This window comes from Romboutsia maritimum (assembly GCF_002251085.2).
GTDB classification, from domain to species: Bacteria; Bacillota; Clostridia; order Peptostreptococcales; family Peptostreptococcaceae; genus Romboutsia_B; species Romboutsia_B maritimum.
Genome location: NZ_NOJZ02000005.1, coordinates 47,450 through 59,494, shown reverse-complemented (window position 1 = coordinate 59,494; position 12,045 = coordinate 47,450). Strand labels below are relative to the sequence as shown.

Here is a 12,045-nt window from a genome sequence, read left to right as displayed (position 1 = left end):
ATTTAATAATCTATTTAGGATACTACTTTATTTTTTTAATTTAACCTCCCTTCTATATACTTTTTATTATTTCTATATTTTTATATTTAATTCATCTTACTTATCCCACATATATATTTTTAATTTTTAAAATTGCTATTTTTAAATAAAATTTGTATTATGCTATAACTGTTTATAGAAATAAAAAAAGTGATAGCTATGCTATCACTTTTTTTATTATCTTTCACCTTTTTTATATGGATTTCCAAGCGCTGTTGGAGCCTTAGAACTCTTAACAAATAATACAAGTACTATTAATGTAACTATATAAGGTATCATAGATAATAAGTTTTCATTTATACTAAATGGTAATTCTGGATTTCCAAAGTATACTGATAATGCAGTTGAGAAACCAAATAATAAACAAGCTGCCATAGCCCATTGTGGTCTCCACTTACCAAATATTACTGCAGCCATAGCTATATACCCTTGACCAGATATTAGAGTTGGTCTAAATGAAGAAACTACAGCTAAACTCATTGAAGCTCCTCCTAAACCTGCTAATATCCCTGATATTATAACTGCCATATATCTTACACGACTAACATTTATTCCTAAAGTATCTGCAGCCCCTGGATGCTCTCCTACTGCTCTTACTCTAAGACCAAATTTAGTTTTATATAAAACATACCATACTACGAATACTAATATAAATGCTAGAAATACTGTAGCATATGAGTTAAACATAGTATCTAATATTCCACCTTGTGGGAATAAACCATTTAAAGGTCTTGGTATTTTGCTTTCCATTGGTATAGTCGGAGTCATTGTTGCCCCACTGAACATTATTTTAGATGTAAATAATGCAACCCCTGGTGCTAATAAGTTTATTGCAACCCCTGATATTGTATGATCTGCATTAAAACTTACAGTTGCTATTGCATGTATTAAAGCAAATAGTCCTCCTGCTAATCCACCTATTAAAAACGCCATCCAAGGATTTCCCATAAGATACCCTGCAGCCGCACCCGCAAAGGCACCTATAGTCATCATACCTTCAAGTCCTATATTTACTATACCTGAATTCTCTGAAAAAACTCCACCTAATGCTGTAAATATAAGGGGTGTAGAGTACATTAAAGTTGTACTAACAATTAGAGCGAAATCTTGCATTATACATTGCCCCCTTTACTTTTTCTCTCTTTGAACTTAACATATAACATTCTTAAAACACTGCTTAATGCAATGAAGTAAACTATAGATCCTATAACTATGTTTACTACTTCTGATGGAGCTCCTACAACTTGCATCTTAGTTCCACCATATTTAAATGCTCCAAATAATAATCCTGAGAATATAACTCCTATTGGATTACTGTTTGCAATTAATGCTACTGCTATACCATCAAATCCATAACCTTCTTGAGCTGCTAATATAGTTATGTTATTAGATACACCCATAACTTGTATTGCACCTGCAACACCCGCAAGTAATCCTGCTATAGCCATAGATTGTAATACAGATTTGTTAACATTTACTCCACCGTATTCTGCACCAAATTTATTATGTCCTACTCCTCTTAACTCAAATCCTAGAGTAGTCTTAAATAATATAAATGCTATTATAAAAACAAATATTATAGATATAATGATACCCCAGTTTACCTTTGTGGCAGGTCCAACTAGACCAGTTAACCAATCTATACCTATTCTTGCTGATTCATGTATATCTACTGACGCTTCACTATTTGGTTTAGCAAGCCATGTAGTTTTTATCATAAAGTTGCTTAAATAAAATGCAATCCAGTTTAACATTATTGTTGCTATAACTTCATTTATACCAAACTTAGATTTTAACGATCCTGCAATTCCACCCCATATACCTCCAGCTAATGCTGCTATTAAAAGAGTAAATGGAACGTGTATAATCATAGGCAAGTCAATTCCTGCTCCTACTAATGTTGCCACTAGTGCTCCTACTATAAACTGACCTTCTGCTCCTATATTAAATAGTCCTGTTCTAAATGCAAATGCAATTGAAAGACCTGTTAATATAAGTGGTGTAGATCTTATTATAGTCCAAGCTATAAATTTAGGTTTTCCAAATATACCTTCTATCATAGCCGAATATGCTGCTATAGGGTCATACCCTGCAATTATTAGAGCTATTGCCCCAACCATAAGTCCTAGTACTATAGATACTAGAGAAAATAATACTGTGCTGTTAGCCAGTGAGAATTTTTTAGCTTTACTACTCATGGTCTGCACCTCCTGCCATCATAAATCCTAGTGTATTTTCATCTGCATCATTAGCATCTACAATTCCTACAATTTTTCCTTCGTAAATTACTGCTATTCTATCAGATACATTCATAACTTCATCTAGTTCTAAAGATACTAATAATACAGCATTACCTTCATCTCTTTGTTTTACTAATGATTTATGAACGAATTCTATAGCTCCAACATCAAGACCTCTTGTTGGTTGAGTTGCTATTAATAATTGCGCTTCATTTGTAGCTGCTCTAGATATTTCTATATTATCAACTTCTCTACCAATTATAACCTTCTGTTGGTTTCCTCCAGATAAAGCTCTTGCTTTAGTCGTATAATCAGTAGGTCTTACGTCAAATCTTTCTATTATTTCTTTTGCATGTTTTTCTATTGCATCATTATTTAGTATTCCATTTTTAGAGAATCTAGGTTCTTTATAGTTTTGTAAAACTGTATTTTCAGCAATAGTAAAGTCTAATACTAATCCTCTCTTTTGTCTATCTTCAGGTATATTTTTTATACCTTTATTAAACATGTCTTTAGGATTATTGTTTAAAACTTCTTTGTTGTTTATTTTTATGCTACCTGATTCAGCTTTTCTAAGACCAGTAAGAGCTTCAACTAATTCTGACTGACCATTTCCATCTATACCTGCTATTCCTAATATTTCCCCAGCTTTAACTTCTATAGAGAATTCATTAACAGCAGCTATTTTTCTATTATCTCTTACAACTAAATCTTTAACTTCTAAAACTGTTTGTTTAGGTTCAGCTTTTTTCTTATCTACTTTGAAGTTTACTTCTCTACCTACCATCATTGCAGCTAATTCATCTTCAGTAGTTTCAGAAACCTTAACTGTATCTATATATTTACCTCTTCTTATTATAGTACAATGGTCAGCTGCTGCCTTAATTTCTTTAAGCTTATGAGTTATTATAATTACTGATTTACCTTCTTTAGTTAGGTTTCTTATAATTTGTATAAGCTCTTGTATCTCTTGTGGAGTAAGAACTGCTGTAGGCTCATCAAGTATTAAAATTTCTGCACCTCTATATAGTGCTTTTAATATTTCCACCCTCTGTTGCATACCAACAGTTATATCTTCAACTTTAGCATTTGGATCAACATATAATCCATATCTCTCAGATAATCCTTTAACATCACTAATAGCTTTTTTTAAATCTATAGCACCAGCACCTTTTGTTGGTTCTGTTCCAAGTATTATATTTTGAGCTACCGTAAATGGTTGTACAAGCATAAAATGTTGATGTACCATCCCTATTCCATTAGCTATAGCTACATTTGGATTATCCATTTTTACTGAATTCCCATTTATATGTATTTCACCGGATGTCGGATGATATAGACCATATAATATGTTCATAAGCGTCGACTTTCCTGCCCCGTTTTCACCTAAAAGAGCATGTACTTCACCTTTGTGCACAGTCAAGTCTATGTTGTCATTAGCAACGAAGCTTCCGAACTTTTTAGTTATCTTTTTCATCTCTACAACTTTTTGACTGTAGTCGATATTACTATTATTCATCGCTCTTGATTACCCTCCTTTATTTAATAGTCAGTATTTTTATTATACTAAAACAAAGCCGTCATAACAAACTATTTTCGACAAAATTTTTATTAAGTCTTTAATTTTTGTTTTAGTGTTGCTAAAACCTTTGCCTTTTTAATTATAATATTTTGCCTTTCTAATTATAATATATAGTTAGGATTTTTATAAGTATTAGAAAATATATTTATATATTATCCATAAAGCATATAATCTATTTGTTGAGCTAAATTTATTTTGTTTGGATTCCATAATCTATCTTCACAATCTAGTAAAGTGTACTTAAAAGACGATTTTTCTACAAAATCCAATAATTTTTTATCTAACCAAGGAGCACTCCAACACCCAGATCTGCATATATGAATTATCGGAGAAACGTTTTTACAAGATATGTCACTTATCCCACAATAACTTATATCAAAGCTATTATTTATTTCTTCAAAGTCATTTGGATTTTCATTGGTATATGGACTATAAATTATTTTTGCATCACTGACTATTTTATCATTTAATAATTTCCCTAGCCAATTAGCACAATTCACCTCAAAATCCAATGACTTTATCCCTCCATATCCTAAATCTGAATGAGCATCAAAAGAATACACACTATCGCATCCATTTTCTTTTGCTATGTAATATGCCATAGCATGAGATTCAGATACTACTATTTTTGTACTTTTAGGAAACTTTATTCTTTTTTTTAACATTTCCCAAAAACCATTTGCTTCGTCTGCAACATTCATAGATCTAGTTAAATCTATTCCCCTAAACTTATTTTCTATATATAACTTATACCAATGCTTATTTATATTATTGGTATTTTCAATATATGATCCATTTCAAGTTTTCATGTAAGGCATAAAATAATCCCAATCAATACTTATAATAGAGTTACTCATCAAACTCCCCCCCTATAAGTATTTTATAGGTTATATTCTTATTTTTACAAGTAAAATTTATTAATTTCATCAAAATAATTATAATTCTTATCTTTTTAAATTTTTTTAAAAATTTTAATTTAGCTTATTTCTCTAATTTTAACCTTTTTGATTTTCAAAATAGGATACAACAAAAAGCCGTTCTCAATAGAACGGCTTTTTTATTAAATAACTAATATTTATTTATATTGAGCATCAAATTCTTCTTTATTTTGAGGAACTTTTATTTCACCTTTTTTTATTTTTTCAGCTTGTTTTTTAACATATTCTAATACATCTGGTGGAACGTTTTTGTCACTAGATGGAGCTATACCAACACCATCTGTTTCTAGTTTATTAACTACAACTTGACCACCTTTATATGATCCATCTATTAATTGGTTAGCTACTTCTAATACAGCTACATCTATATTTTTCATAGCAGAAGTTATTATATTATCTGGAGCTAATTTATTTTGATCTTGGTCAACACCTATTGCTTTTTTATTATTTTCTTTAGCAGCTTCTATAGAACCTGTTCCACAAGCCCCTGCAGCTGTGAATATTATATCAACTCCACTTTTGTGCATTTGGTTAGCTATTGACTTACCTAATGCAGCATCTGTAAAGCTATTTGCATATTGAGTAGATACTTCTGCTTTTGGATTAGAATCTTTTATACCTGCTTTAAATCCATAATCGAATCTACTTATAACTTCACCTTCCATACCACCTATAAATCCAACTTTATTAGTTTCAGTCATCTTACCAGCTATTAATCCAGTTAAATAAGATGATACGTTATCTTCAAATACTAATGAAGTTACGTTTTTAGGTTGTCCTTTTTCATATGTAGCATCTATAAGAACAAATTGTTGATCTGGATAGTTTTTAGCAGCTTTTTCTATAGCTGGAGCTAATTTATATCCTACACCTATTATTAAATTCTTTCCTTGATCCATAAGAGTTTCTATATTAGGCACATAGTCAGCATCTTGTTTTGATTCAAGATATTGAACATCAATTTTATCTTTATATTTTTCTTTAGCTTTTTCTAAACCTTTCCATGCAGATTGATTGAATGATTCGTCATTTACTCCACCAACATCTGTAACCATTCCTATTTTTACAACTTTATCCTTTGGTTCCTCTGCTTTTTTATCTGATTTTGAACCAGAACTACATCCTACTAACATACTAGCAGCCATAACTGTAGTTAGACCTAAAGCTAATAACTTTTTAAGTTTCATAAATATCCTCCTAAAAATTTTTCTTTTTATATGTAATATTAGTTTTATTCTACACTATTTATAGTTAATTATCCATATGTTTTTTATTTTTATGTTTATTTCATTCGGCGAAATACGTTATCCTGTTTATTTTTTAACAGCTTTTTCTATAAATAATGTAAAATATCCTTACATTATCTTATATTCAATATAAGAAGTTTTTATTCCTTTTTCATAAAATTTTTACTTATCTCTAATATTTCCTTAAATAATTAATCATAATCACTTTTTAACTTTATTTGTTTTCTAATTTTATAAATTGCATAGTAATTTAATGCTAATCAATAATAACTATATTGTTTAAAATTTATTTAAGTTAAATACAAAAAAAGACCTTTAATAAAGATCTTTTTTATTTAATATATTTTACTATTTTTTAAAGCACATTATTCCTGTTACTCCTGGTCCTGAATGTGATCCTATACAAGTTCCTACATAAAAGAATCCTATATCCTTCGGATTAAAAGTTTCTTTTGCAACTTGTATTAATTTTTCTTTTTCTTTAAGATCATCACTATACCCTATGTATATTTTTTGATTTGATAAATCTTCTCCACAATTCTCTTTTATAATTTCTATCATCTTTGATATTACATTCTTTTTACCTCTCACTTGACATACTGGAGCTACTAGGCCATCTCTAACATCAAGTATTGGTTTTATATTTAAAATACTTCCTATTGCAGCTTTAGTTGAAGATATTCTTCCACCTTTTTGTAAAAACTCTAAAGTGTCTACTGAGAATATAAGAACTGACTGTGCTCTTAATTTATCTAAAGCTGGAATAATCTCTTCTACAGTTTTTCCCTCTGTAGCTAATTTAGCAGCTTCAACTACAAGAACTCCTATTCCATAAGAGAAACTTTGAGAGTCATACGCATATATATCTCCATCAATATCACTTTTTGCCATGACTGCACTTTGATATGTTCCCGTAGCTATTGAAGATCCCGCTACATAAAGTATACTTTTACCTTCTTTGGTATATTTTTCAAAAACTTCTTTAAACTGAGCATATGTTGCTTGAGATGTTTTTGGATATACGTTACTTTCTCTCAAAATTTTGTAAAATTCATCCTTTGATATATCTACACCATCTTTATATTCTTTTCCGTCTAATATAACTGTCAGCGGAACTACTTCTATGTCATATTTATCAATTAAATCTTGTGGTACATCTGATAAACTGTCACATATTATCTTTAAGCTACTCATAAAAATATGCCCCCTTCTTAAACTATGTTTAGAATAATTTGGGTTTATCTCATATTAGGATAACCTATTTGCCTTAAGGCTTCAAATACCACTATGGCAACTGAATTAGATAAATTTAATGATCTAGCCTTTTCATTATTTATCATAGGTATCCTCATACAAGTATCCAAATTATCTTTTATTAATGTCTCTGGCAATCCTTTTGTTTCTTTTCCGAATACTACAAAAGAATTTTCCTCAAATTTCATGTCTGAATGCGATTGATTTACTTTAGTCGTAGAATAAAAAAACTTTCCATCTGGATATTTTTGCTTTACTTCATCAAAACTATCATAATATTGTATATTCGCTATATCCCAATAGTCAAGTCCACATCTTTTCAAATGCTTATCCTCTAATGAAAATCCTAACGGTCTTACTAAGTGTAATGTTGATCCTGTTGCCGCACATGTTCTTATTATATTACCTGTATTTTGAGGTATTTCTGGCTCTACTAAAACTACATTTAACCCCATATCCATCCTCCTTAGTTTTATTTTTATATTATGTTGCAAGTACATTCTTCTTAAATTATAACTTTACTATATAATGTGTTTCTTAAATATGCACCTTAATAATATATAATAATTTCTCAATATTAATCATTGTCTCATATAATTATAACAGAAAACTAGTTTTCTAAAAACTTTCTTTTACTAAACAGTTTTATTTGTATAATAATTACAATAATTTTTTATAGGGCAATTTGAGCATTCTGGATTTCTAGCTTTACACATTCTTCTTCCATGAAAAATCAAAACATGATGTGAATGTGACCACCTATTTTTAGGTATAACTTCCATAAGTGCAAATTCAGTTTTTTCTGGTGTAGATGTATTTACTATTCCTATTCTATTAGATACTCTAAATACATGAGTATCTACTGCAATAGCAGGAACATTAAATGCATTACTTAATACAACCCCAGCTGTTTTTCTACCTACTCCAGGTAGCTTTATAAGCTGTTCTAAAGTATTAGGAACTTCTCCATCATAAAGTTCACACAACATCTCTGATGTTACTTTAATCTTTTGAGCTTTACTCTTGTATAAACCACAGCTTTTTATGTAACTACTAATTTCATCTATACTTAATTTTGAGAAATCTTCAGCAGTATTATATTTTTTAAATAATTCTGCTGTAACTTTGTTAACTCTAACATCTGTACATTGAGCGGAGAGTATTGTTGCTATTAATAACTCAAATGCAGTTGTATAATTTAATTCACATTTGGCATCTGGATAAGTTTCTTCTAATAAATCTAATATTTTATTAACATTTTTCATAATAGTCTCCCTTACATTTATATATAAATATATTATCTATCAAATCCAACAATATATAACAAACTAACTTTATATTAATTTTAGATTTTTTCTACTAAAAAAAGCAAAAACTTTATTTAGTTCTTGCTTTTTTGTATATTCCCATTTATTAACTTATTCAAACTTATCCTTTTACTATATTTTGAATTTCACTAAACTTATATAATTTTTCTTTTACTAATTTTTTTATTTCTTCAAATTTGAAATCTGTTAATATCTCAACAGCTTCTTCTACTCTCTCTACTGTATATATATGAAATTCTCCATCTTTTATAGCATTCATAACTTCATCTTGTAAAACTAAATTTCTACTGTTATTTTTTGGAATTATAACTCCTTGATTTTTATTTAATCCTTTTTTCTTACATGTAAAATAAAATCCTTCTATTTTTTCAGTTATTCCACCAACTACTTGAACTTCTCCTTTTTGGTTAATGGACCCTGTTACTGCAATATTTTGTTTAATTGGAATTCCACTTAAAGAAGATATTAATGCATATAATTCTGCACCTGATGCGCTATCTCCATCTACTCCACCATAATTTTGCTCAAAACATATATAAGCATTTATTGATAGTGGGAATTCTTGAGCAAAATTCTCTGATAAATATCCACCAAGAATCAAAACCCCTTTATTGTGTATTGGACCACTCATATTAACTTCTCGTTCAATATTAACAATTCCCTTATTTCCTGGACTAGTAGTTACAGTTATTCTAGATGGTTTTCCAAATGAATATTCCCCTGTACTAAGAACTGATAATCCATTTATTACACCAATTTTTTGACCTTCTATTTCAATTAATGTAAATCCATTTTCCACAGATTCATCCATTTTGCTTTCTATTTTATTTAATCTTTTTCTTCTTTCTTTTATTGCTTTTTTGACATCTTCTTCTTCTACATACTCACTTTCTCTAATATCTGCATATGCATTTCCCTCATATACAATCTCCATTATCCTATTAAATTGTGTAGATAATTTATATTTATCGCCTGTAATTCTAGTACTAAATTTAATTACCTCATTTACAGCATCATAAGTAAAATGTTTTAGTTCGTTTTTATTGCATTGAAGAGCTATAAATCTCGCTATTCCATCTTCATTAATGTTATTTTTTTCCATCTCGTCATCAAAATCTACAAATACTTTAAAATATTTATTAAAATCATTGTCATAACTATAAAGTACATTATATATATAATTACTACCTATCAATATTACTTTCATATCTATAGGCATACTCTCTGGTTTAATTGCAGTCTGAGTATCAACGGTAATTTGTTTAGACTGTATAGTTCTTTTTAACATATCCCATGATAAAGGATATCTTAGAAGTTGATCTGCATATAAAACTAAGTATCCTCCATTAGCTCTATGAACTGCCCCTGGTAAAATTTTAGTGAAATCTGTTTTCAAGTTTCCATTATAATAATCATATTCTACCTTTCCAAATAAATTTAACGGACTTGGATTCATTTCTACAATTACAGGTGCAAAAGCTTCTTCTTTTTCACTTCCATTATCTACAAATAAATTTACTTTGTATTTAATAAAATGCTCCTTATCATATTTATCTTTTAACTCCTCTTCATCTAAATAAAATAAATATATATACTCTAATATATCATCTCTCATTTTTTGTAAATAATCATTAACTTTATCATATTCTTTATACTTTTCACATAAAGCTTGTATATGTGGATCTATAACAAATCTGCCTACTTCTTCCTCTAACTCTAAAACTGCTTCTCTAGCTTCATCCTCTAAATCTCTTATTTTATATACTACCTGTATTGCCATATTTTCTAATTCTCTTTTTACCTTATAAAACTCTTCCTCTGAATTTTCATCTTCTTCCTCTTCCTCATCTTCTTTTATTGGTATAAATACCATTCCAACTTTACTATTTTTTAATTTAAATCCTTTTTCCTCTCCATATTTTTTTATTTTTTTAAGCAATGCTTCTTTTTCTATATCAAAATCTTCAAGTAATTGGTTCTTCCCTAATTCATAATCTTCACTTTCAAAAGCATCTTTTAACTCATCTAAAAGAGATTCTATAAGTTTTTCTATATCTTTTTTAAAAGTTTTTCCTATGCCTTTTTCTAACCCAATTACAATTGGCTCTCTAGGATGTTCAAAGTTGTAAACATAACACCAATCCTTATGGTTACTCTTACCTTTCACATATTTATTTAATGCTTTTAATGTATATGTTGTTTTTCCTGTTCCGGGACATCCTGCTACATATATGTTATACGCAGGATTATTTATTTTAAGTCCTATTTCCATAGCTGAGATAGCTCGTTCTTGCCCTAATATACTTTCTAAAGGTTCTACTTCTGATGTATTATTGTACTTTAGCATAGACTCCTCCTCTCTTTGCTTTTATAACATACTATGTCTTTTATTTTTAAATGTTAAATTTAATAACTAATATATTTCTTTTTTCCATATTAAAGTATATGACAAATGGTTGACTTATTTTACTGCATAAAAAAAAGAAGTCCTCCCTATATATGGTCAGACTCCTCTAAAATTATCTCTATATTTCTTTTTATTATATTTTTGCCTCTCCAACTAAAAGCTCTATCATTATATCTTCTTTTAAATTCTTTATTTGAAATACTTTCTATTTCTTTATAATCTAAATTAGTAATTAAATTTTCTTTAAACTCTTTAATATCGGTTATTGGAATTTTACGATTATGAGGACATACCTCTTGGCATATATCACATCCAAATACTTTTTTATTTTCTTTTAATATTCTTGTCTCCTCTTCTGACAAATCTCCTTTTTTTTGTGTTATATAAGATAAACATCTCTTAGGATTTAGTTCGTAATTCCCTAAAATCGCATTTCCCGGACAATATTTTACACACTTATTGCATTTTATACACGTTTTAGGCGATGGTTCATTTACATTAAACTCAAAATTATTTATTATATATCCTATAAAAATATAAGAACCATATTCATCTGTAATTATATTATTATTTATGCCAAAATACCCAATTCCAGCTAAATATGCAAGATGTCTATCTACTAAAGGACCATTATCTGCAAATATTTTGTATTTAAATCCATCTAGTTCATTTGATATATAATCACAAATTTGTTGAAGAATTTCTTTTACAACTATATGATAATCCTTACCATAACAATATTTAGATATATTAGAATCATTTATTTCTCCTGTGTAATATGGAAATGCACATACTATTATGGACTTAGCATCTTCCATTATAAGTTTTGGTTCTATTCTATTTTCAATTACTTCCTCTTCCATTCCAGTAAAGTGCCCATTTACTAACTTATTTTTTATTATTTTTTTTAAGTTATCATATGGACCTATTCCAGCAATGCCTACGCATTTTAATCCAATAGATTTACAAAATTCTATCAATTTTTCATTATTCATAAAATATCCTTTCAT

10 protein-coding genes are annotated in these 12,045 nt (G+C 28.7%); all 10 read right to left on the bottom strand.

The genetic code is table 11. From position 1 onward, the window contains the following. Positions 1-216 precede the first annotated feature (216 nt). The 10 genes from CHF27_RS04685 to queG all read right to left on the bottom strand — a co-directional run bounded on the left by CHF27_RS04685 (position 217) and on the right by queG (position 12,030). Positions 217-1,152, bottom strand: coding sequence for an ABC transporter permease (locus CHF27_RS04685; RefSeq protein ID WP_095405215.1), 936 nt, complete (start codon positions 1,150-1,152; stop codon positions 217-219). Beyond that, positions 1,152-2,237, bottom strand: a complete 1,086-nt coding sequence (locus CHF27_RS04680) for an ABC transporter permease (RefSeq protein WP_095405214.1) — start codon at positions 2,235-2,237, stop codon at positions 1,152-1,154. The genes CHF27_RS04685 and CHF27_RS04680 overlap by 1 nt, the downstream gene beginning before the upstream one ends. Beyond that, positions 2,230-3,798: an ABC transporter ATP-binding protein gene (locus CHF27_RS04675; RefSeq protein WP_095405213.1), complete on the bottom strand. Its 1,569-nt coding sequence runs from the start codon at positions 3,796-3,798 to the stop codon at positions 2,230-2,232. Before CHF27_RS04675 ends, CHF27_RS04680 begins: the two co-directional genes overlap by 8 nt. 215 nt (positions 3,799-4,013) lie before the next feature. Beyond that, on the bottom strand, positions 4,014-4,562 hold the full coding sequence (locus CHF27_RS04670; RefSeq protein ID WP_095405212.1) for an arginase: 549 nt from the start codon (positions 4,560-4,562) through the stop codon (positions 4,014-4,016). A 374-nt stretch (positions 4,563-4,936) separates the two neighbouring features. After that, a complete protein-coding gene (locus tag CHF27_RS04665; protein ID WP_095405211.1) occupies positions 4,937-5,986 on the bottom strand; it encodes a BMP family lipoprotein in 1,050 nt (349 codons plus the stop codon). Between the two features lie 408 nt (positions 5,987-6,394). After that, positions 6,395-7,240: a DegV family protein gene (locus CHF27_RS04660; protein ID WP_095405210.1), complete on the bottom strand. Its 846-nt coding sequence runs from the start codon at positions 7,238-7,240 to the stop codon at positions 6,395-6,397. Positions 7,241-7,284: 44 nt separating this feature from the next. Next, positions 7,285-7,755, bottom strand: a complete 471-nt coding sequence (gene trmL, locus CHF27_RS04655) for a tRNA (uridine(34)/cytosine(34)/5-carboxymethylaminomethyluridine(34)-2'-O)-methyltransferase TrmL (protein WP_095405209.1) — start codon at positions 7,753-7,755, stop codon at positions 7,285-7,287. A gap of 180 nt (positions 7,756-7,935) precedes the next feature. Beyond that, on the bottom strand, positions 7,936-8,565 hold the full coding sequence (gene nth, locus CHF27_RS04650) for an endonuclease III (protein ID WP_095405208.1): 630 nt from the start codon (positions 8,563-8,565) through the stop codon (positions 7,936-7,938). Between the two features lie 163 nt (positions 8,566-8,728). Continuing rightward, positions 8,729-10,975, bottom strand: a complete 2,247-nt coding sequence (locus tag CHF27_RS04645) for a Lon protease family protein (protein ID WP_095405207.1) — start codon at positions 10,973-10,975, stop codon at positions 8,729-8,731. Positions 10,976-11,121: 146 nt separating this feature from the next. Next, positions 11,122-12,030: a tRNA epoxyqueuosine(34) reductase QueG gene (gene queG, locus CHF27_RS04640; RefSeq protein WP_095405206.1), complete on the bottom strand. Its 909-nt coding sequence runs from the start codon at positions 12,028-12,030 to the stop codon at positions 11,122-11,124. Positions 12,031-12,045: the final 15 nt, after the last annotated feature.

What these genes read in the sequence shown, in the direction of transcription:
- CHF27_RS04685 (WP_095405215.1), bottom strand. Translation starts at nt 1,152, where the DNA reads ATGCAAGATTTCGCTCTAATTGTTAGTACAACTTTAATGTACTCTACA.
- CHF27_RS04680 (WP_095405214.1), bottom strand. Translation starts at nt 2,237, where the DNA reads ATGAGTAGTAAAGCTAAAAAATTCTCACTGGCTAACAGCACAGTATTA.
- CHF27_RS04675 (WP_095405213.1), bottom strand. Translation starts at nt 3,798, where the DNA reads ATGAATAATAGTAATATCGACTACAGTCAAAAAGTTGTAGAGATGAAA.
- CHF27_RS04670 (WP_095405212.1), bottom strand. Translation starts at nt 4,562, where the DNA reads ATGAATGTTGCAGACGAAGCAAATGGTTTTTGGGAAATGTTAAAAAAA.
- CHF27_RS04665 (WP_095405211.1), bottom strand. Translation starts at nt 5,986, where the DNA reads ATGAAACTTAAAAAGTTATTAGCTTTAGGTCTAACTACAGTTATGGCT.
- CHF27_RS04660 (WP_095405210.1), bottom strand. Translation starts at nt 7,240, where the DNA reads ATGAGTAGCTTAAAGATAATATGTGACAGTTTATCAGATGTACCACAA.
- trmL (WP_095405209.1), bottom strand. Translation starts at nt 7,755, where the DNA reads ATGGGGTTAAATGTAGTTTTAGTAGAGCCAGAAATACCTCAAAATACA.
- nth (WP_095405208.1), bottom strand. Translation starts at nt 8,565, where the DNA reads ATGAAAAATGTTAATAAAATATTAGATTTATTAGAAGAAACTTATCCA.
- CHF27_RS04645 (WP_095405207.1), bottom strand. Translation starts at nt 10,975, where the DNA reads ATGCTAAAGTACAATAATACATCAGAAGTAGAACCTTTAGAAAGTATA.
- queG (WP_095405206.1), bottom strand. Translation starts at nt 12,030, where the DNA reads ATGAATAATGAAAAATTGATAGAATTTTGTAAATCTATTGGATTAAAA.